18 protein-coding genes are annotated in these 20,833 nt (G+C 44.1%); 14 read left to right on the plus strand and 4 right to left on the minus strand.

Annotated elements, in window-relative coordinates; all coding sequences use genetic code 11:
• Positions 1-116 precede the first annotated feature (116 nt).
• Positions 117-593 (plus strand): MOSC domain-containing protein, encoded by a 477-nt coding sequence (locus ACYQ2C_RS16355; protein ID WP_460104197.1) that lies wholly within the window; start codon positions 117-119, stop codon positions 591-593.
• Positions 594-1,564: 971 nt separating this feature from the next.
• Positions 1,565-2,071: an Hsp20 family protein gene (locus ACYQ2C_RS16360; RefSeq protein ID WP_460104199.1), complete on the plus strand. Its 507-nt coding sequence runs from the start codon at positions 1,565-1,567 to the stop codon at positions 2,069-2,071.
• Between the two features lie 121 nt (positions 2,072-2,192).
• Here ACYQ2C_RS16360 and ACYQ2C_RS16365 read toward each other — a convergent pair whose 3' ends face one another.
• Entirely contained in the window at positions 2,193-3,320 is a 1,128-nt protein-coding gene (locus ACYQ2C_RS16365) for an acyltransferase family protein (protein ID WP_460104201.1), read from the minus strand.
• 830 nt (positions 3,321-4,150) lie between these two features.
• Here ACYQ2C_RS16365 and ACYQ2C_RS16370 point away from each other — a divergent pair.
• From ACYQ2C_RS16370 to ACYQ2C_RS16400, 7 genes are all read left to right on the plus strand, one after another.
• A complete protein-coding gene (locus tag ACYQ2C_RS16370) occupies positions 4,151-4,909 on the plus strand; it encodes an EAL domain-containing protein (RefSeq protein WP_460104204.1) in 759 nt (252 codons plus the stop codon).
• A gap of 656 nt (positions 4,910-5,565) precedes the next feature.
• A complete protein-coding gene (locus ACYQ2C_RS16375) occupies positions 5,566-7,767 on the plus strand; it encodes a S8/S53 family peptidase (protein WP_460104206.1) in 2,202 nt (733 codons plus the stop codon).
• 370 nt (positions 7,768-8,137) lie between these two features.
• Positions 8,138-9,925 carry an acyl-CoA dehydrogenase C-terminal domain-containing protein gene (locus tag ACYQ2C_RS16380; RefSeq protein ID WP_460104208.1) on the plus strand — a complete coding sequence of 596 codons (1,788 nt, stop codon included), beginning with the start codon at positions 8,138-8,140 and terminating at the stop codon, positions 9,923-9,925.
• Entirely contained in the window at positions 9,925-10,410 is a 486-nt protein-coding gene (locus ACYQ2C_RS16385) for an SCP2 sterol-binding domain-containing protein (RefSeq protein WP_460104210.1), read from the plus strand. Before ACYQ2C_RS16380 ends, ACYQ2C_RS16385 begins: the two co-directional genes overlap by 1 nt.
• 152 nt (positions 10,411-10,562) lie before the next feature.
• Positions 10,563-12,227 (plus strand): AMP-binding protein, encoded by a 1,665-nt coding sequence (locus ACYQ2C_RS16390; RefSeq protein ID WP_460104212.1) that lies wholly within the window; start codon positions 10,563-10,565, stop codon positions 12,225-12,227.
• A gap of 9 nt (positions 12,228-12,236) precedes the next feature.
• Positions 12,237-12,800, plus strand: a complete 564-nt coding sequence (locus ACYQ2C_RS16395; RefSeq protein WP_460104213.1) for a DUF2889 domain-containing protein — start codon at positions 12,237-12,239, stop codon at positions 12,798-12,800.
• Entirely contained in the window at positions 12,800-13,576 is a 777-nt protein-coding gene (locus ACYQ2C_RS16400) for an enoyl-CoA hydratase/isomerase family protein (protein ID WP_460104214.1), read from the plus strand. The genes ACYQ2C_RS16395 and ACYQ2C_RS16400 overlap by 1 nt, the downstream gene beginning before the upstream one ends.
• 242 nt (positions 13,577-13,818) lie before the next feature.
• Here the strand turns inward: ACYQ2C_RS16400 and ACYQ2C_RS16405 are convergent, their stop codons facing one another.
• A complete protein-coding gene (locus ACYQ2C_RS16405; protein ID WP_460104215.1) occupies positions 13,819-14,025 on the minus strand; it encodes a hypothetical protein in 207 nt (68 codons plus the stop codon).
• A gap of 370 nt (positions 14,026-14,395) precedes the next feature.
• On the opposite strand from ACYQ2C_RS16405, the gene ACYQ2C_RS16410 reads away from it, so the two are divergent.
• The 4 genes from ACYQ2C_RS16410 (at position 14,396) to fadA (ending at position 19,607) form a co-directional block, all read left to right on the plus strand.
• Complete coding sequence (locus ACYQ2C_RS16410; RefSeq protein ID WP_460104216.1) at positions 14,396-15,145, plus strand: electron transfer flavoprotein subunit beta/FixA family protein; 750 nt, start codon at positions 14,396-14,398, stop codon at positions 15,143-15,145.
• Between the two features lie 11 nt (positions 15,146-15,156).
• Positions 15,157-16,083: an electron transfer flavoprotein subunit alpha/FixB family protein gene (locus ACYQ2C_RS16415; protein ID WP_460104218.1), complete on the plus strand. Its 927-nt coding sequence runs from the start codon at positions 15,157-15,159 to the stop codon at positions 16,081-16,083.
• Between the two features lie 187 nt (positions 16,084-16,270).
• Positions 16,271-18,418 carry a fatty acid oxidation complex subunit alpha FadB gene (gene fadB / locus ACYQ2C_RS16420; protein ID WP_460104220.1) on the plus strand — a complete coding sequence of 716 codons (2,148 nt, stop codon included), beginning with the start codon at positions 16,271-16,273 and terminating at the stop codon, positions 18,416-18,418.
• Positions 18,419-18,428: 10 nt separating this feature from the next.
• Positions 18,429-19,607 (plus strand): acetyl-CoA C-acyltransferase FadA, encoded by a 1,179-nt coding sequence (gene fadA / locus ACYQ2C_RS16425; protein WP_460104221.1) that lies wholly within the window; start codon positions 18,429-18,431, stop codon positions 19,605-19,607.
• A gap of 131 nt (positions 19,608-19,738) precedes the next feature.
• Here fadA and ACYQ2C_RS16430 read toward each other — a convergent pair whose 3' ends face one another.
• A complete protein-coding gene (locus ACYQ2C_RS16430) occupies positions 19,739-19,867 on the minus strand; it encodes a hypothetical protein (protein WP_460051891.1) in 129 nt (42 codons plus the stop codon).
• The gene (locus ACYQ2C_RS16435; RefSeq protein ID WP_460104223.1) at positions 19,860-20,036 is read right to left on the minus strand and encodes a hypothetical protein; all 177 of its coding nucleotides are present in this window, start codon (positions 20,034-20,036) and stop codon (positions 19,860-19,862) included. The genes ACYQ2C_RS16430 and ACYQ2C_RS16435 overlap by 8 nt, the downstream gene beginning before the upstream one ends.
• 285 nt (positions 20,037-20,321) lie before the next feature.
• On the opposite strand from ACYQ2C_RS16435, the gene ACYQ2C_RS16440 reads away from it, so the two are divergent.
• Complete coding sequence (locus tag ACYQ2C_RS16440; RefSeq protein ID WP_460104226.1) at positions 20,322-20,699, plus strand: glutathione S-transferase N-terminal domain-containing protein; 378 nt, start codon at positions 20,322-20,324, stop codon at positions 20,697-20,699.
• Positions 20,700-20,833: the final 134 nt, after the last annotated feature.

The raw sequence follows: 20,833 nt of genomic DNA on the forward strand, positions 1-20,833 counted from the left end.
GTTAGGAACCTCTGATTAACTCATCCATGATTTAATCAGAAGACATAATCAGCCCTGTTGATGTTTGGTGAAAGCTCAACGGGGCTTTTTGCAACAATAACCATAAAGAATTCAATATGTTACCAGCAGACTCTCATTCTACCTCACAACGAACAGCCGCTTTGATTGGTATCGCTCGTCGAGCAGAAAAGCGCGCAGCCATGGAAACGCTGCCAGAAAGCTGGATTACTCAACAATCCGGTGTGCAAGGTGATTCCCGAGGCAAACCCAGTCGTCGCCAAGTTACGGTGCTTAGCAAGCAAGCTTGGGAAACAGCTTGTGCAGAGGTTAGCAGCGAAACACAGCCCTGGACGATTCGCCGTGCTAACTTGTTGATTGACGGTTTTGATTTCAGTGAACAAGACGTTGGTAAAAAAATTACCATTGGTGAGTTGGTGCTAGAAGTCATGATTGAAACCGACCCGTGTTTTCGAATGGACGAACAACTCGACGGCCTACAAGCAGCGTTAAAACCCGATTGGCGTGGGGGCGTTTGCTGTAAGGTTATTAACGACGGATTTGTTCGCCTAGGTGATACAGTTGAAATAAATTAATGTTGCACAAAAAACTTTGTGTTTAATGCTTGAAGTTTTTTATTTCACGCCCATATTGATTTGCCACAAAATTAAATTCAATTATTGCGTGGCGATTTAGATTTTTGAACAGTATTAACAAAATCCTAAAGCTGTAGGAACCTCTGATTAACTCAGCCATGATTTAATCAGAGGATAGAAATTGACAATGCTATTTCCAATTTCTTCACAATTTCAATCGCTTACAATTCTTGAAGTTGGCGACACGTCCGTGTGTTGCGAAAAACTCTAGGTTAATCAGAGTTTCCTAAACCTGCCTTTTTATTTTTAGCTAATTTTATTCCTGTCTAATCCAGCGCGCCCTACAATTAATTTAACCCTTGTTATTTTCGACAGTTAAAAAATTTATTTTTTACCCTTGAAGTTTTCCAACACGAACGCATATCTCTAGGAGCCTCTGATTAACCTCAAGATCACTCAGACCAATCAGTTTTTTTCTGATCAAGGCGTGGTTTTGAAGGTCTAGCGGGTTAAATCGAAAAAGCACAACGTGGAGCAAGAAAAAACTGGCAGGCTCCGAAGGACGAGGCCTCAAGTGCACATTTGCGGTGTTGCCGTTTTTATTAAGGACTACGGCCATTAATTGCAAACGTCGGCGGGCAACTGCACGCTTGAGTCCACGCTGAGTAATTTTGAGGTTAATCAGAGGCTCCTATCGTAAGACGCAGAGAAGATAATCTTTAAAGAAAGTTTTCAAAAGTGTCTTACCCAATGTAATGCTAAATGCTTTTTCGCAATGTTAATTTAATCGTTAATTAACTTGGATTTTAATTTTTTTGAAAAGAAGTTTTTAAAAGTTTTTTAAAGAAATTTTAAAAACCTTAAAAAAAGAAACTTGAAATCCCGAAAATCATCCTCAAATTATTTATTAAGAGATCGACTCTAAGAGTGTTCTCGAAATTAAATCGTATTGCTTCCAAGGAGAATATGTAATGAAATCTATCGACTTAAGCCCACTTTACCGTAACAGCGTTGGTTTTGATCATCTAGCGTCTTTATTAAATAACGCGATGCGTACCGACAGTGTTAATGTGAGTTATCCGCCCTACAATATTGAAGTGCTCGGCGAAAATAAATACGCCATTACCTTATCGGTTGCAGGTTTTGCACAAGACGAACTCGACATTAATGTCGACCGAGGAATCTTGACGGTACGCGGTAAAAAAGCGTCGTCAGAAGAAAGACGATTCTTGCATCAAGGTATTGCAAGTCGATCTTTCGAAAGAAAATTTAATTTGGCCGATCACGTAGAAGTAAAAGAAGCCGATTTATCTAACGGTTTGCTAACCATTAACTTGCTGCGTGAAATTCCAGAAGCCATGAAACCAAGAAGTATTGCAATTAATGGTGTCCAACCCGCCATTGAAAACAAGCGTCAAGATACTCGTGACGATGCAGTTAACGACCAAATCGACGTTGCCCAGACCAGTGCTGCATAATAAAACGCGGTCAATAGGGTTGTAGTAGCTGACGACGAGTCATCAGACAAGAGATTCGTCCGATGCGAGACCTGAAAATAAACTGAAGAAGATAAAAGATTCGTGAATAAAAAAAACCGGCTTATGCCGGTTTTTTTATGGATTCTATAACGTGCTTCTTAACTGAATTTCTGGGTTTTCCTGTAATCAGAATCTGCAAAAAAGCGGGCAGATAAGCAATGATCTGGTGACTTAAAATTGCAATAACAAACCAAGCAGGAGTTACAATAAAAAAGTAGACGATGTAAGGAAATTCGAGATCTTTACCAAAAAAGAGCTGCCAAGCGCCCCAGGTTAAAATAAAGAAGACGTTGTGCGCTAAAAAGATAAAGTAGGTGGATTTATCGAGTTTACCAATCCAATGGTTAAAGCGTGTTTGTGTCAACAAATAGGCTGCATAGATTGCCACAGCACTTACGGCAAAACGTTTAATGGTTTGATAACCGGGAACATCAAAAATATCGACGCCGTTAAAGGCTAGCCAATATTCTCTAACAAGCACTGCGACACTGAGAGCAAGTGTTAACCATTTGATGTTGTGAATAGGTTTAAAATCATTAAAGCGATAGCAATAAACAATGCCTAAACCAAAAAATACCAAAATAATGCCCCGCGTTACGACGGGTTGAAAGGTGATTGTGTTATCAATTAACAGCAATAAAACAACCAATAACCAAGAAATGCGTTTGGCTAACCAAATTAAAATGGGTGATAGAAAGGCACAAGCGAAAATATCGTGAAGGAAGTTTAGGCTTTCGGACGATGATCCATTAAAGAAGCCCAAGAGTCTTAAAAATACAATCTGAAATGCATCCAATCCTTCTAAATCGTCAATGACCTGAATAGATACACCCGTTGCCGCTAGAATACCAAAGCCAATAACGATAATGGCGCCGTTCCAAAATACCATAGGAACGATCAGTGATTTAAGTCGATTAACGACAACATTAAGCCATTTTTGATAGTTGGAGTTGTCATTGTTGGCGTAATTGTGAACAATTAAAAAGCCGCTGATAAAACTCAAGGCTGTAACACTGGCGCGACCAAGAATATCGGCTAGGAATACATTAATGGCCTGAAGATAGCTTGGCATGCTATCAACAGCACCCAAACCCGGTGGGATGTGCACAATGCACATAAAAAAAATACAAATAAAACGACAATATTTTATTTGTAGAGAAGTTTGGTCATCTATTTTTCGAATTTCCATGCCTTCCTCAACAGCTGCATGTTATTTGCTTCCTTGAAAACCTTGCAACGGCGTCAATTCACAGTGCAGTCATCATAACACCATAGTAATTCAGTGATCAAAAGACGGGAAACCGGCACGACTTACAGTTGCTGAGTAATTAAACAGATGGTCATCCAAGTGATTAAATAATAGCGATCAATAAACGAGTAAATTAAATAGTGTTGCTTGTGCTTGAATAATTTGCAGTGCTAAAGATGTTGCACGAAAGACTCAGAAAAATCGTAAATAAGTTGTCGGTTCTCTAGGGTTAATGGATTAATTATCTCTTCTGGTGGCTGTATTGAATACACTGTTGATGGCTGTACTCAACCTAATGAAAGAATAATCCATTGGTCTAGACATGGTTTGAGCGCCAATCGGCGTATCTTGGCGAAGTAACCAAATAGCGCGCCTGTATCATTACCAGCAGAGACGAATCTTGTTGGTATTTGAGGCACCGATTGTTCGACTCATTATCGTCAATTACGGGCCGTTAATTTATAGCGAAAACAATGGATTTAGGTGATTTATATACGAAAATATTTGGCTACCCAAACAATGATTCAGTAAAGCATAAAATTTATCATCAAAGAAACGCTAATTAACACGGGGTTTTCTGTATGAAAATCAGTGATTTTGGTATCGAGAATTTAATCAGCTGCCGACGTTAGCGATAGATCGCGTATCGCTGGTGTAATTAGGTTAATTAACGTTTGAGTGATTTTCTGGTAAATCTTGATCACATTGGAAATTGCGATTAAATACGCTTTACTCATACAAGGTTTGTTGGGTTTGGTATGAGTTATATTATGGATTCTACATATAAAGAAAGCGACCTTGTTAGATGCGGTCGATGCCGAGACGAATCGGGTTTAGATTTTGATTTTACAATGGCATTTCAACCGATTGTTAACTTACGTAATAAAGAAATTTTTGGCTACGAAGCTCTAGTGCGCGGCTTAAATAATGAATCGGCCTATTCCATTATCTCTCAAGTAAACGAACATAATCGCTACGCCTTCGATCAGCAGTGTCGCATTAAGGCTATTAGCCTAGCGTCACGGCTGAAATTGCAATCCATATTGAGCATCAACTTTCTGCCAAAAGCGATTTATCAGCCCGATCGTTGTATTCGAACCACACTAGAAGCTGCGAAGAAATATAAATTCCCTATCGAAAATATTTTGTTTGAGTTCACCGAGGTTGAAAAAATAGAAGACGCCGAACACGTTAGACGTGTGGTCGAATATTATAACTCTCTAGGATTCAAAACCGCAGTTGATGATTTTGGTGCGGGTTATTCCGGTTTAGGGCAGTTGGCAAACTTTCAAACCGATTTCATTAAAATCGATATGGGACTGATTCGATCAGTACAAAAGGACAAGGTCAGACAAATTATTTTAAAAAATTGCATTCATATGATGAATGAATTAAATATTTCAATTTTGGCCGAAGGTGTTGAGACAGAAGGCGAACTTAATTGGTTAGCCGAAGCTGGTATTGTGCTGATGCAAGGTTATTTATTTGCCAAGCCCGGATTTGAAGAATTACCGTCGGTTATTTTCTAGAGCAGGAATCGAAAAGAGATTTCTAGAGTTTTTGATCTAAAGGTAAGCTCCTAAAAAGTTATTATTGAAGAGCATGTTTGAAGAATAAATGTGCTTATTCGCCCCTCTAAAATTCCATTTTGAATACTCTTTAAAAAACAGATTTGTAGATAAATTTCAGTGATCTGCAAATCTGCGCTTTTTTATAATCTGTATTTGTGGTGATTGCCTTCGGTTTTTATTTAATGCTTAGATTTTAAAGAATGAACTTAAGTATTAGTTTCTAACAAATGTATCCCATTTTGACGCTCAAAAATCAGTGAATATCAATACATGAGGTCATAGCTCAATTTTTTTGGATTTATAAAAAATTAATTTTAAATTTCGCTATTTTATACGTTGCGAACACAAGTACTCTAAACGTCGTTAGTTGGAATGTAGGAACCTCTGAGTAACCCCAAAATTACTCAGCGTGATCTCACCCCACGGGACCTGCCAGTTTTTTCCTGCTCTGCGTTGTGCTTTTTCGATTTAATCTGTTAGACCTCCAAAAGCGCGCCTTAATCAGAAAAAACCCTTGGCCCGAGTGATCTTGGGGTTACTCAGAGGTTCCTATATATTCAACTCAAAGAATTCTTTCTTTAATATTTCGTTGACGAATAACAAAGGGGATAGTCATGCGGAAGATACTAAAATCGACAGCTAAAATTACCGTAGGAGCCGCGGTATTACTTGCTGTGCAAAGCAATATGGCATTTGCCGATCAGGCAAGTGCGCCGGGTCAGCTGAAGAAATTGGGCAGTGCCTTAATGCAGGTCTCTGCAAACTCAGCGAAAACCAGTGGCAAGGCCATGGGTTTAATGGGTCCTAAAGACAACGAAATGGTCTTAGCGGAAGTAACCGCTGACGGTTATGTTTTAGTCGATGCTGTTGCCTCGGGTGAGACTGCAAAATTAGTCGCCATGTTAGAAAAAGTAGGCGCTCGCAATATTTCTAGCTACGGTCGAGTTGTATCGGCGCAAGTGCCGGCCAGCAGCCTTGGTGACATGGCGTTAAGCGATACTCTTGCCTTTGCAAAACCCGCGTTTATGGAAACTAATGTTGGTGTGGTTACTCAACAGGGTGACCGTTCAATGGGTACCGATATCAATCGTGCACTTGCTGGTTTAAGTGGCGAAGGCTTTACCGTTGGTGTGCTTTCAGACAGCTTCGACTGTAACCCCGGTTCTTTGGCGGGCGGATTGTACACTACGCCGGACGAAGACGTTGCTAATGGTGATCTACCTGCAACCTTCCGTAACCTAGAACCAATCGGCGATCCTTCTGGCTGTACCGATGAAGGTCGTGCAATGGCGCAATTGATTGTTGATGCCGTTCCTGGCGTAAACATCCTTTTCCACACCGCGTTTAATGGCCAAGCAAGCTTTGCAGAAGGTATTGTTGAGCTAGCACGTGCCGGTGCTGACGTTATTGTTGATGACGTAATTTACTTCACCGAGCCAATGTTCCAAGACGGTATCATCGCGCAAGCCGCAGACGAAGTTGCACGTTTGGGTGTGCCTTATTACTCATCCAACGGTAACCGTGCTCGCGATGCCTTCGAGACCGAATACCGCGCAACCACCGCAACCATCGATGGCGTTGAAGGCGTATGGCACGACTTCGATCCAGGTGAAGGTGTTGATTTACTTAAAACCATCACTTTTGGCGGCGCTTTACAAACTAACATGACCTTCCAATGGGATAGCCCAAGTCTTTCTGCTGGCGGTGTTGGTGCTCAAAACGACGTTGACGTCGTTATGTTCGACGAAAATGGCGTACGTGTACCCGACTGTTTTGTTTTCCAAGCAGAAAACGGTTTCTTCCCGCCATTGTGTCAATTCCAGTTTACCGACGGTGGCGGCAACCCAATTGATGGCGGAGCCGGTGGCGACGCGATCGAATTCGTTTCTCTGGTAGACTTTGTTGGCGGTTCTACCGTGCAGCTTGGTTTCTTGGCTGAAACCGGTGATGCACCTGGATTCGTAAAATACGTACTTACCGGCGGTGCTATCGTTGAGTCTGAGTACCCAGTTGATGCGGCTTCAGGTTTTGGTCACAACAACGCAGCCGGTGCTGAAGGTGTCGCTGCGGCAGCGTTCTTCTTCACCGAAGAGTTTATTGGCGATGCCAACACCAATACGCTACGTGCGGGTGCCGGTGAGCCTGAGTGTGTTCCTGCATGCTTAAACGATTTCTCATCAGCAGGTGGTACACCCATCTTCTTCGATGTTGCTGGTAACCGTTTACCTGCGCCAGAAATCCGCTTTAAGCCAGGTTTAACCGCGCCAGACGGTGCTAACACCTCGTTCTTCTTCTCTGATACCAGCCGTGATGACGACGACAGCGATGGCGAATTCGTTACCGGTGAAGCAGAAGAATTCCCGAACTTCTTTGGTACCTCAGCGGCAGCACCGAGTGCTTCTGCGGTAGCGGTACAAATGTTAGCAGCGGTAACTGCGCCAATTTTAACCACTCGTCCAAATGGTGAAGTGTTGTACAACATGTGTCGTCCATTGTTTGGTGAGCGTAAATACGGTGTTAGCTTCCGTGTGCGTGAAGAGAAGGTTGATCAACGTTTAGAGCAAGGTTTCTTGTTAGGCCGTTGTGATCGTCCTGATCCACAAGACATTTACCATGTAATGCGTGAAACCGCTGATGACATGACCATTCGTGCCTCACTGGGTACTGGCGCTACCGTTCAAGTCTTTGACGAAGTTGGTCCAGAAGGCTTCGACTTTGACTCAGGTTTTGGTTTTGTAAATGCTCCAGCTGCGGTAAAAGCCATCAAAAAGAAACAACACTACGGTCACTTCCCGTACTTCAAAAAGTTTTATTAATTAAAACTGCTGAACCCCAGTGACACGAAAACCGGTGGTAGAAATACCACCGGTTTTTTTATGCCCAAATTTCTAGTCGGTGATGGTTTTTAATACGCCTGACCGATTTTGTTGTTTGTTTGGCGAATTTTGCCAGAATCCAAACCCTTTGCAGGGCACTATCCATAGGTGCTTTTCGAAAAACCACCGATTTTTTTTCAATGTGAAAACAATTGTCACTAAAACTGGTGACTTTTGTCATTGGATAAAAAAGGCGTTTAGCCGAAGCTTATTTCCACAAAGAACCCAATGCTGATAATGCCGATCAAGTATTTAAAAATCGGCGCTGAGCAGTTCATAACAATAAAAATGAAACACGAGGATGTTGGTTATGCCCGAATACAAAGCGCCGCTGCGCGATATGGACTTTGTACTCAACGAAGTACTTAAAGCAGAACAACATTACCAAAGCCTGCCTGGTTACGAAGACGCAACGCCGGATATGGTTTCGGCGATTATGGAAGAAGGTGCAAAATTCGCTGAGAAAGTCTTGTCACCGCTAAACCAAATCGGCGATCAACAAGGCTGTACTTGGGCGGATGGTAAAGTCACAACTCCAGCTGGATTTAAAGAGGCGTATCAACAATTTGTTGAAGGCGGCTGGCCATCACTTGCGCACGAAGTTGAATACGGCGGCCAAGGTCTGCCGGAATCCTTAGGCTTGGTTATTAATGAAATGGTTGGCACTGCCAACTGGTCTTGGAGTATGTATCCAGGCCTAAGCCATGGTGCCATGAACACGTTGGATGCCCACGGAACCGAAGAGCAAAAGCAAACCTATCTAACCAAACTGGTAGAAGGTTCTTGGACCGGCACCATGTGTTTGACCGAGCCGCACTGTGGTACCGACTTGGGTATGCTCAGAACCAAAGCCGAGCCACAAGCCGACGGCAGCTACAAAATCAGCGGCACCAAAATCTTTATTTCAGCCGGCGAACACGACATGGCTGAAAACATTGTGCACATTGTACTGGCACGTCTGCCCGATGCGCCCGCCGGTACCAAAGGTATTTCTCTATTTATTGTGCCTAAGCATTTGCCAGAATCCTTGAGTGAATCCAACGGTGTAAGCTGTGGTTCTATCGAACACAAGATGGGTATTCACGGCAATGCAACCTGTGTGATGAATTTTGACGATGCCACAGGCTTTTTGATTGGCCCGCCAAATAAAGGCTTGAACTGCATGTTCACCTTTATGAATACCGCGCGCTTGGGTACGGCATTACAGGGTTTGGCTCACGCCGAGTGGGGTTTCCAAAACTCTTTAGTGTATGCCAAAGACCGCCTACAAATGCGCGCTCTCAATGGCCCGGCCGAACCCGATAAGCCTGCCGATCCGATTATTGTTCACCCAGAAGTGCGCAAAATGTTACTGACCCAAAAAGCCTTCGCCGAAGGTGGTCGAGCCATGATTTATTACTGCGCCCAGCTTGTGGATAAAGTCAAAGTTAGTGACGGTGAAGAAAAAGAATACGCCGACGGTCTGTTAGCCTTCTTAACGCCTATCGCCAAAGCATTCTTAACCGAAGTGGGTTTCGAATCCGCCAACCACGGTTTACAAATCTTTGGTGGCCATGGCTATATTGCAGAATGGGGCATGGAGCAGAACGTTCGCGACAGTCGTATCTCTATGTTGTACGAAGGCACCACGCAAATCCAAGCACTGGATTTGTTAGGTCGTAAAGTACTGATGACCCAAGGCGAAGCGCTAAAACGCTTTACCAAGATTGTTCACAAATTCTGCCAAGCCGAAGCCGACACCCAAGCCATGGCGAAATTTGTTAAACCGCTGGTTGAAATCAACAAAGAGTGGGGCGACATCACCATGCAAATTGGTATGAAAGCCATGCAAAACCGCGACGAAGTCGGTGCTGCCAGCGTTGATTACTTAATGTACTCGGGTTATGCCGTATTGGGTTACTTGTGGGCTTTAATGGCCAAAGAAGCCCAAGAAAAAATTGCCGCAGGTACCAATGAAGAAGATTTCTACCGAGCTAAAATTAAAACGGCAGAGTTCTACTTCGCGCGCATTTTGCCACGCACTCGTTCACTGGTGGCAACCATGACCTCCGGTTGCGAGAGTCTTATGGATTTAGACGCCGAGCACTTTGTTTTTTAATGAAAACTAAGAGAACGATCAAACAACAAATACTGAGTTCTCCTCCGGCTCGTGCGTTAATACGGGGCGCCGTAAAACTCGGCTTTGCACTGATTAGCGCATCGGCCAAATCACGGCGCAAGCCCCGGCAAGAACTCAGAGAGAAAGACAATAAACAGGTACCAGTAATGACCGATTTAAACGCATTGTTTGCAGAAATGAAAAACCGCTTCAATCCAAGTGCAGCTGCAAACATGGAAGCAGTATTCCAATACGACATCACCGACGGCACACCGTGGTTTGTAACCATCGAAAACGGCGACTGTGCTTTTGCCGAAGGTGAGTCTGACGATCCAACCGTAACCTTGTCTATGGATTCAGTCACCTTAAACGAAGTCATGACCGGTGAAACCGATGGTATGCAAGCGTTCATGACTGGCAGAATTAAAGCATCCGGCGACATTATGTTGGCGACTAAACTCGCAGCATTATTCCCAGAAGCCTAAGCCAATTTTGCTCACGCATTTGGGCCTAGAAATGTGTGAGCAAAATCTTTATTCGCGGTTAAATATCGCTTGTGGTTAAACTAAAGCACGTAGCTTAGTTAAAAAAAGAGAATAACTTTCTTCTCGATAATAATAATTAAGAGGGGCTAACAATGGTGCAGCAACTGCCTGACGCCAAGACCATTCCCGCGGATATAAATCCTTACGGATTTAAAACGCTTCCCGATGTTTTAGATTATTGTCTAAGACATTACAGTGAACGACCAGCATTTACCAGCTTAGGTAGAACCATCGATTACGCCGAGCTTGATAAATTATCATCGGCTTTTGCGGTTTACTTACAGCAAGAAACCCGTTTAAAACCGGGTGATCGAGTGGCGATTCAATTGCCTAACTTGGTTCAGTATCCAATCGTCTTATTCGGTATTTTTAAAGCAGGATTAATTGCCGTAAATACCAACCCGTTATACACCGCTTCAGAAATGCAGCATCAATTTGTGGACAGTGGCGCTAAAGCGTTAATTATTCACAAAAGCATGGCACACAATGCTGAAAAAATTCTGACCAAAACCGCCATCGAAACGGTGTTTGTTACTCAGGTCGCTGACCTGCACAGCTTGATGAAGCGCACCGTTATTAATGCGGCGGTTAAATACCTTAAAAAATTAGAGCCAGAATATCATTTACCCAATGCCATCGATTTAAGATCGGCGCTGACAAAATATTCCGGCGAAAAACCAGCACCGGTTAAAACCGATCCGGGTGATGTTGCTGTATTGCAATACACCGGTGGCACCACAGGTGTTTCTAAAGGTGCGGTGTTAACTCATGCGAATTTAATTTCCAATATGCTGCAAGCCCGTGAACGGCTTGAGGTTAAAGGCGTTAACTGGCAAGAGACGGTGATCTCGCCGTTACCCTTGTACCATATTTATGCTTTTACCGTGGCGCAGTTGGTTTCGCTCTTAGGCGGTCACAGTGTATTAATTCCAAATCCAAAAGATATTGATGGATTTGTAAAAGAAATGATGCGCCGGAAAATGACCACCTTTATTGGTTTGAATACCTTATTTGTGGCGCTGTGCAATAACGAGAAATTCAAAGACGTCGATTTTAGTCATCTTAAATTTACCGCCTCCGGCGGCATGGCGTTAAATCCGTCCACCGCAGAATTGTGGCGGCGCGTAACCGGTTGCCAAATTGTGGAAGGCTACGGCCTTACCGAAACTTCGCCTGCGGTTAGCTTTAATGTTCCCGGAAAAACCCGCTTGGGCACTATTGGCCAAGCTGTGATTCATACCGACGTGCGTCTGATCGATCCACAAGGCAACGATGTAGAACACGGAGCCGCCGGTGAGTTGTGCGTTAAAGGACCGCAAGTCATGCGCGGTTACTGGCAGCGAGAAAAAGAGACAAAATCGGCGTTCACCGAAGATGGTTACTTTATTACTGGTGATATCGCCGTGCTCGACGACGAAGGATATTTACGCATTGTTGATCGCGCCAAAGACATGATTATTGTCTCTGGTTTTAATGTGTATCCCAACGAAGTTGAAGACGTTATTTGCCAGCATCCTGAAGTTATCGAATGTGCAGTCATTGGCGTACCCGATAACAACAGCGGCGAAGCGGTAAAAGCCTTTATTGTAACGAATAATTCGAGCCTATCGTCGGGCGCCATTCGCACCTGGTGTAAAGATCGTTTAACACGTTACAAAGTGCCAAAAATCATCGAGTTTGCCGACGAATTACCAAAAACCAACGTTGGTAAAATTATGCGTCGTAAATTGCGTGATTCTAGCTCCCACGCCGCCTAGGAGAGCCTTATGCCATTGCCAAAACCGTCGCCGAGGCGAGCCGATCACGCTCGCACGGTGACCAGCCAAGGTTATATGCGCGACGACGGCCTCTGGGACATAGACGCGCGCATGACCGACGTGAAAACCGATAACATGGATCATCCCGAGCGGGGTCTAATTCCCGCCGGTGTTGCCTACCACGACATCAGTATTCGTATCACCGTGGACGAAACACTGCTCATTAAAGATGTACACGTGAGTATGGATAGCACGCCGTTTTTTATGTGCCCAAACATCGCTCCTGCCTTTGATAAATTAAAAGGCACACGCATTGGGGGCGGCTGGTTTAGCGAAGTGCGTAAGCGGGTCGGCGGTATGCTCGGCTGTACCCACGTTAATGAGCTGCTTCCAGTTGTTGCGACAACAGCGTTCCAATGTTTATGGCCAAAAAGAATGGAGCACGAAGGCGAAAGTAGCGTCGAGAATATTTTAAATACCTGTCACACCTGGGCGGCCAAAAGTGACGTTATTAAAAATTACGCGCCGAGCTATTACCAACCCGAAGATATAATCACCAAGCAGGAATCCTAATGACAGCAACTGTTGCCACCGATCTGGTAAAAATCGAACTTAATGGTTCTGTATTAGAATTAGTCTTAAATCGTCCCGACAAAAAAAACGCCTTAACACTCGACATGTACGAGACTTTAACGCGCGCTTTAATTGATGCCGAAGAAAATCCCGATATTTCTGCGGTTTTATTGTATGGCAAAGGCCTAAGTTTTAGCTCCGGTAACGATATTGGCGAATTTATTGCCGTTGCAACCAGCGATAATAATCACGCCTTAAAAACCATTATTGGCTTTATTCAAACCCTTGCGAGTTTTCCAAAACCCATTATTGCCGCTGTACATGGTGACGCCGTCGGTATTGGCACCACCATCATGCTGCATTGTGATGTAGTGCTGGTTGCCGAAAATCTGCGCGCACAAATGCCGTTTGTGAAATTAGGTTTAGTGCCCGAAGCCGGTTCAACACTATTAGTGCCGAATTTAATTGGCCACCGCAAAGCGTTTCAATGGCTTGTAGAAGGCAGCGTAATTACCGCAACGGAAGCCGTAACCGAAGGCTTAGCAAACAGCGTTTGCAACGATGATGAGCTAATTAATACCGCTCGCACCCGTGCACAAAACGTTGCGCAATTACCGCAAGAATCCGTAAAACTGTCTAAACAACTGCTTAAAAAAACCTACCTTAAACAGCTGCAAGACATTATCGATGAAGAAGGCGATTTATTTTATCAACGCCTTTCTTCTGCTGAAGCGAAGCAAGCGTTTATGAGTTTTATTAGCAAGGGTGCGAGATAAATAAAACGTAAATAACGTTTTTTATTGCTTAGTTGGGATAAGTGTTAAATTGTCCCAATGCCATACTTGTTGTTCGTAATTAGCCGCGTTTATTTTAACTTTTGAAAGCAAGGTTTGTGTTTCAAAGTCTATTTTAAATGCGGGATAGTTACCTAAAAACATAAAGCCATTTGCTTCTGAATTTAGCCAATAATCAAAATACAAATTCGGCGTACCAAATGACGTTGATGCGACTAAGCTTATTAAATATTTAACTTGGTTATTTCAGAGACAGCTTTTTCTAGTGCATCTATTGCTTTAGTCTTTTCAGTTGTCGATATCCATGAATATATATCGTTACCCAAAATTCCAGCTTTTGCTTTCACTGCAACACCATCAATATCTAAACCAGTCTTTTTGGCTTCAGCGATAAACGCTTCTAATGCTTGTTCGATAGCGCCTTTACTCATTGATTGTTACTCCTTTTATCGATTTGGTGTGATGTTTAATCGTCAACGTGTTTCGGTATTTTATATCATTTATCGCTAAATTAAGGGTGACGCTTTGTTGATTAATGTTCGAGTTTGTTGGTTTTTGGTGAATGGCTATCGAAAGCTGAGGGGCTAAATGGCTATTGAATAGAGCTTTGTGACTCTTTTTGTCGGTCAAAAAACTCTCTAAAGCCTTTTGTTTATAAGCCTTAAAGCGTCTCTGATAGTTTTTGTTAGTCAATCAGCTGTATTTTGTCATTGTTGAAATCTGACTAAATACTAGTATTTATACACAGCCAGAGACCCGTTTTGGGTGTGTGTTTAGAATAACAAGAACAATGAGGCAGTTATGAAAGTACTGGTCGCGATTAAGCGTGTGATTGACTATAACGTGAAGGTACGCGTCAAGGCGGATAATTCCGATGTTGATCTCGCCAATGTCAAAATGGCGATGAATCCCTTCTGTGAGATCGCTGTTGAAGAAGCTGTGCGTTTGAAAGAAAGCGGTGTGGCTTCAGAGGTAGTGGTGGTGTCTGTTGGCAGCAAATCCTGTGAAGAACAAATTCGTGCTGCGATGGCCTTAGGTGCTGATCGCGGTATTCGTATTGATGCCGAAGACGGCCCAGATTCGCTGTCGGTCGCCAAGCTTTTAGCCAAGGTGGTTGAGCAAGAACAACCGGGTTTGGTGATTTTAGGTAAACAAGCCATCGATTCGGATAACAACCAAACCGGCCAAATGTTGGCGGCGCTGTTGAATCGCCCGCAGGGTACCTTTGCTTCAGAAGTGAAGGTTGAAGGCGAGCAAGTCATAGTAACCCGCGAAATCGATGGCGGCTTACAAACCGTTGCTTTGGATATGCCCGCCATTGTTACTACCGATTTACGACTGAACGAACCGCGTTACGCAAAACTGCCCGATATTATGAAGGCCAAGCGTAAACCCCTAGAGGTTAAAGCACCTGCTGATTACGGTGTCACCGTGGCCAGCAAACTAAGCCTTGTGAGCGTTGAATTACCAGCCACTCGCCAAGCGGGTATTAAAGTGGCGTCGGTAGATGAGTTAATCGATAAGCTTCGTAACGAAGCCAAAGTGATTTAAGGGGAGCGATGATGACAACTTTAGTAATCGCAGAACACGATAACAACGAACTTAAATCCGCAACCTTAAGCACCGTTACCGCAGCCACAGAAATCGGCGGCGATGTTCATGTGTTGGTGGCAGGCAGCCAATGCCAAGCCGTTGCCGACGCTGCTTCTCAGCTGGCTGGTGTCAGCAAAGTATTGTTGGCCGATAACAGCGTCTATGAGCATCAATTGGCCGAAAACCTAGGTCAGCTTGTGGTGAGCCTTGCCGGTGATTATTCCCACATTTTGGCCAGCGCCACCACCACCGGTAAAAACTTTTTACCACGTGTTGCGGCATTGTTAGATGTGAACCAAATCTCCGAAGTGATCGCCGTCGTTGCGCCAGATACCTTCAAAAGACCAATCTACGCGGGCAATGCTATCGCCACCGTAAAATCAGAAGACGCCGTAAAAGTCATGACTGTACGCGCGACCGCATTTGATCGTTGTGCCACAGGTGGCAGTGCGGAAGTGGTGTCAGTGGGTGAGAGTTGTGATGCCGGAATCTCTAAGTTTGTGGGTGAGCAATTAACCGTTAGCGAGCGTCCAGAATTAACCGCAGCCAGCATTGTGGTATCGGGCGGTCGTGGCATGGGCAGCGGCGAAAACTTTGAGCTACTGTATAAATTGGCCGACAAAATGGGCGCCGCAGTAGGTGCATCGCGCGCTGCCGTTGACGCGGGCTTTGTACCTAACGATATGCAGGTTGGTCAAACCGGCAAAATGGTTGCGCCAGATTTATACATTGCGGTGGGTCTTTCGGGCGCCATTCAGCATTTGGCGGGCATGAAAGAGTCTAAAGTTATTGTCGCTATCAACAAAGACGAAGAAGCACCGATTTTTCAGGTAGCCGATTACGGCTTGGTGGCGGATTTGTTTGAAGTTATTCCAGAGTTAGAAAGCAAGTTGTAATTGCCAAACCATGTTGTTCAGCCGTAAAAGCGAAAAAAAACCACGCTTTTATTGGCTGAGCTAAACACATACGCGCAGTTTTGCAAATTTGTGTTGCGCGGGTGACGTTAACAATTCCGCTGCAACAACCAGTGTCGCAAGAGCTTCTGATAAACATCAGGGTTCCCATACTAAAAAGGGGCAAACAATGCTTTTTGAAGGCAAAACCGTTTTCGTAGACGCGTTAGAAGACGGCATTTACGAAGTGGTTATCGATCACAAAAGTGATTCGGTTAATAAATTAGATCAGGCAACACTTGCCGAGCTTGGTCAAGTAACCGAATTATTAAAAGGCCAAGACAAATTAACCGGTGTTATTTTCGCAAGCCGCAAAGACACCTTTATTGTTGGTGCCGACATTACCGAATTTATGGCGATGTTTGCCGTAGAGCAAGATGAAATCGTCGAAGGTCTCTTAAAAATTCACGATATCTTTAACGCTATCGAAGACCTACCTTGTCCAACCGTTACTGCTATTAATGGTTTGTGCTTGGGAGGTGGTTTTGAATTAGCGCTATCCACCGATTTCCGAGTCATGAGTGACACGGCAAAAGTGGGTTTGCCGGAAGTCAAACTCGGTATTTATCCCGGCTGGGGTGGCACTGTACGCTTACCGCGTTTGATTGGTGTTGATAACGCCAACGAATGGATTTGCGCTGGTGATGAAAAACGTGCAGACAATGCCTTAAAAGATGGCGCCGTTGATTCGGTCGTTAGTGGTGATAAGCTTCAAGCTGCAGCCATTGATCTTATTAAAAACTGCGCCGCTGGCAAATTTGATTACCAAGCGCGTCGCACCGAAAAACAAAGCCCCATTAAGCTTAACCAAATTGAGCAAATGATGGCCTTTGAAACCGCCAAAGGTTTGGTGGGTGCAAAAGCAGGCCCGCATTATCCGGCGCCAATGGAAGCGTTAAAAAGCATCCAAAAACATGTGAACGTAACGCGCGAAAAAGCGGTTGCGATCGAAGCCAAAGGTTTTGCCAAATTGGCAAAAACCGACGTGTGTGCGGCTTTGGTCGGCTTGTTCTTAAAAGACCAACAAGTTAAACGCGTGAGCAAACAGTACGAGCGCCAAGCCGAGCCAGTTAAACAAGCGGCGGTATTGGGGGCAGGCATTATGGGCGGTGGCATTGCCTATCAATCGGCGTCTAAAGGCACGCCGATTATCATGAAAGACATCAACCAAGGCGCTATTGAATTAGGTTTGAGCGAAGCCACCAAGCTTTTGGATAAGCTAGTTTCCAGAGGCAAAATGGACAGCTTAAAAATGGCGAAAGTCTTAAACTCCATTACGCCAACGCTAAGTTACGGTGACTTCGCCGGTGTTGATTTGGTGGTAGAAGCCGTTGTTGAAAATCCAAAAGTGAAAAAGTCCGTATTGGCGGAAGTTGAACAACAACTGCAAGATGGCGCCGTGTTAACCTCTAACACCTCAACCATTTCAATCACCGATCTTGCCACTGCGCTAGAAAAACCAGAAAACTTCTGCGGTATGCACTTCTTTAACCCGGTACACAAGATGCCGTTGGTAGAGGTGATTCGCGGTGAAAAAACCTCGGAAGCGACCATCGCAAAAACCGTTGCCTACGCAAAAGCCATGGGTAAAACCCCAATCGTTGTTAACGATTGTCCTGGGTTCTTGGTAAACCGCGTATTGTTCCCGTATTTTGGCGGCTTTAGCCAATTGATTAGCGACGGCGCGAATTTCCAACAAGTCGATAAAGTCATGGAAAAATTCGGCTGGCCAATGGGCCCCGCCTATTTGCTTGACGTTGTCGGCATGGATACCGCGTATCACGCCGATGCGGTAATGGCGGCGGGTTTCCCAGATCGCATGCAACACGACGGCGAAAACGTGATTGATCGCTTGTATAAGCTAGAGCGTTTTGGTCAGAAAAATGGCAAAGGTTTCTACAAGTACGAAATCGATCGCAAAGGCAAACCAGCTAAGTTGGTTGATGAAGAATTGGCAAACTTACTAGATGGCGTTGTCACGCAAGCTCGTGAATTTACCGACGAAGAAATTATCGAACGCATGATGATTCCGTTGTGTATCGAAACCGTGCGCTGCTTAGAAGACAACATTGTTGCCAGTGCCGCCGAGGCCGATATGGGCTTGATCTACGGTATTGGTTTCCCTCCATTCAGAGGCGGCGCCCTGCATTATCTTGATCAGATGGGTCTCGATAACTTTATTGCCATGACCGAAAAATATCAGGCGCTTGGTCCCTTGTATCAACCGACTGAAACCATGAAACAAATGGCTGCCGACGGCAAAAAATATCACGGTTAGGAGAACAGACATGACGTTAAATCCAAATGATGCCGTGATTATCGACGGCGTTCGTACCCCAATGGGTAAATCCAAAAACGGTTCTTTCAGAAATGTGCGTGCAGAAGCTCTGTCTGCGGCCGTTATGAAAGGTTTGTTAGCTCGCCATCCTTCGGTAAACGTAAACGATATCGAAGACATTATGTGGGGCTGTGTTAACCAAACCAAAGAACAAGGTTTTAACATTGGCCGTAATGCCGCCGTACTTGCGGGCATTCCACACACGGTTTCGGCGCAAACCATCAACAGATTGTGCGGCTCATCCATGGCGGCACTGCACGCCTGTGCACAAGCCATCATGACCGGTAACGGCGATGTATTTATTGCCGGCGGCGTTGAGCACATGGGTCATATATCCATCATGCACGGCGTAGACATCAACCCAGAAATCTCAAAACACGTTGCTAAAGCCGCGATGATGATGGGTCTAACCGCAGAAATGCTCGGTAAAATGAACGGCATTTCCCGCGAGATGCAAGATGAGTTTGGTGCTCGTTCTCATCAATTGGCCTATCAAGCACAATTAAACGGTCTTTGGGATAACGAAATTATTCCCGTAGAAGGTCACGACGATAACGGCTTTAAAAGTTTGTTAGAACACGACGAAGTTATTCGACCCGAAACCACCGTAGAATCATTGAGCGGACTAAAGCCCGTATTTATTCCAAAAGTGGGAACCGTAACTGCGGGTACTTCCTCTGCGTTCTCCGACGGTGCATCGGCAATGCTAATTACCTCGGCGGCAAAAGCCCAAGAGCTAGGCCTAAAACCGCGCGCGCGTATCGTGAGCATGGCCGTTGCCGGTTGTGATCCATCCATCATGGGTTACGGCCCAGTACCTGCCACGCAAAAAGCGCTAAAACGTGCGGGCCTGAAAATCGACGATATTGATTACGTTGAATTAAACGAAGCCTTCGCGGCGCAAGGTTTATCGGTACTCAAAGGCCTTAAACTCATCGATAAAATGGAAGAAAAAGTGAACTTAAAAGGCGGCGCCATCGCTCTAGGTCACCCATTAGGTTGCTCTGGTACACGCATCACCACAACCTTGTTAAATACCCTTGATCAACAAGACGGTACCCTTGGTTTAGCGACCATGTGTATCGGCATGGGACAAGGTATTTCTACCGTGATTGAACGTTTGAATTAATCGTTCTCTTCAATCACGAACTCCAGTTAAATCGCTATTGATTTAACTGGAGTTTTTATTTTATGTACAGAATTAAGACTTTTCTCTTGCGCAACAAAATTTCTAATGTATTAAATACGCGATAAGTAAGTTTAGTAACCACGTTTACTTTTTGCAGATTTGGTATTGGACTGAATTTTTGTTAAATCGGCTTTTTTTAATCTACTTTTTGCCTCTTCTACAGATTTCGCTACATTTGGGGTTTCTACCAATTTAGTCATCCTCATCTCCATATTTTTGCTGGCGTTTAAGCTCTAACTCATCGAATTTGCCGCTAATGAACGACTTTGGTTCTTTAGCTTTAGATTTACTGTGATTAGCGTCGATTTTTACTTTTGCTTTTTTGAGCCGATCTATAGCAGATTTAATCTCGTCCGGTTCCGTGCTCATAGCAAATCTCCAACTCTTGATGATTTAGATACATTTACACAACAAAACGATGATTCTGGATTCAATAAAATATCGGAGCTATAGATTTAGGCGTCAAAAAAGGTGAAGTAGATAAATTTTTCTATTAATGAGAATAAAATCTCTATTTCACAAACTTAGGTGAGATTTTTACCAATCATCTAATCTCGCAGACAAATAAATGTAAGACTAATAGAAAGTCAACCCTGCCTTTTAACTTAAAGTGGCGGTAAAATAGACGCATTTAAAGCTTAGGCAGAGAACACAATGATCGTAAAAGTACTACGTAACGCCACCGGTGCGGTGGTAGTTGGGCTGGATTTACTTACCCGTTGGAGCCGAGTTAAGCGCTCAACAGAAGGTCAAAACCAAGTAAACAACGCCACCAAAAACATGAAGCTCTATCACTTTTTGGGCTGCCCGTTTTGCGTAAAAACACGCCGCGCCATGTATAAATTAAACCTACCCATAGAAACCCGCAGCGTAACTAACGGATCGCCACACCGCGAATCATTACTCAATGGCGGCGGAAAAATCCAAGTGCCGTGTTTACACATACAACACGAAGACGGCAAAGAAGAATGGATGTATGAATCAAAAAGTATCATTGCTTACTTGAATAATCAGTTTGCAGATATTAGATAAATATCTCCATGATAAAAATTGAAATTTCACCGCGTTAGTGCTTTTTCCTCGAATATATAGGAACCTCTGATTAACCTCCGAGATCTGCCATAATATCTCGTCTGCAAATAAAACGGTTTGATCATGAAACAACA

This window comes from Sessilibacter sp. MAH3 (genome assembly GCF_054658275.1).

Bases quoted from the DNA above. Each gene is read 5' to 3' on its own strand.
- ACYQ2C_RS16435 (WP_460104223.1), bottom strand. From the start codon at position 20,036: ATGAGCACGGAACCGGACGAGATTAAATCTGCTATAGATCGGCTCAAA.
- ACYQ2C_RS16370 (WP_460104204.1), top strand. From the start codon at position 4,151: ATGGATTCTACATATAAAGAAAGCGACCTTGTTAGATGCGGTCGATGC.
- ACYQ2C_RS16355 (WP_460104197.1), top strand. From the start codon at position 117: ATGTTACCAGCAGACTCTCATTCTACCTCACAACGAACAGCCGCTTTG.
- ACYQ2C_RS16390 (WP_460104212.1), top strand. From the start codon at position 10,563: ATGGTGCAGCAACTGCCTGACGCCAAGACCATTCCCGCGGATATAAAT.
- ACYQ2C_RS16405 (WP_460104215.1), bottom strand. From the start codon at position 14,025: ATGAGTAAAGGCGCTATCGAACAAGCATTAGAAGCGTTTATCGCTGAA.
- ACYQ2C_RS16365 (WP_460104201.1), bottom strand. From the start codon at position 3,320: ATGGAAATTCGAAAAATAGATGACCAAACTTCTCTACAAATAAAATAT.
- ACYQ2C_RS16360 (WP_460104199.1), top strand. From the start codon at position 1,565: ATGAAATCTATCGACTTAAGCCCACTTTACCGTAACAGCGTTGGTTTT.
- ACYQ2C_RS16430 (WP_460051891.1), bottom strand. From the start codon at position 19,867: ATGACTAAATTGGTAGAAACCCCAAATGTAGCGAAATCTGTAGAAGAG.
- ACYQ2C_RS16385 (WP_460104210.1), top strand. From the start codon at position 9,925: ATGAAAACTAAGAGAACGATCAAACAACAAATACTGAGTTCTCCTCCG.
- ACYQ2C_RS16410 (WP_460104216.1), top strand. From the start codon at position 14,396: ATGAAAGTACTGGTCGCGATTAAGCGTGTGATTGACTATAACGTGAAG.
- ACYQ2C_RS16380 (WP_460104208.1), top strand. From the start codon at position 8,138: ATGCCCGAATACAAAGCGCCGCTGCGCGATATGGACTTTGTACTCAAC.
- ACYQ2C_RS16375 (WP_460104206.1), top strand. From the start codon at position 5,566: ATGCGGAAGATACTAAAATCGACAGCTAAAATTACCGTAGGAGCCGCG.
- ACYQ2C_RS16440 (WP_460104226.1), top strand. From the start codon at position 20,322: ATGATCGTAAAAGTACTACGTAACGCCACCGGTGCGGTGGTAGTTGGG.
- fadA (WP_460104221.1), top strand. From the start codon at position 18,429: ATGACGTTAAATCCAAATGATGCCGTGATTATCGACGGCGTTCGTACC.
- ACYQ2C_RS16395 (WP_460104213.1), top strand. From the start codon at position 12,237: ATGCCATTGCCAAAACCGTCGCCGAGGCGAGCCGATCACGCTCGCACG.
- ACYQ2C_RS16415 (WP_460104218.1), top strand. From the start codon at position 15,157: ATGACAACTTTAGTAATCGCAGAACACGATAACAACGAACTTAAATCC.
- ACYQ2C_RS16400 (WP_460104214.1), top strand. From the start codon at position 12,800: ATGACAGCAACTGTTGCCACCGATCTGGTAAAAATCGAACTTAATGGT.
- fadB (WP_460104220.1), top strand. From the start codon at position 16,271: ATGCTTTTTGAAGGCAAAACCGTTTTCGTAGACGCGTTAGAAGACGGC.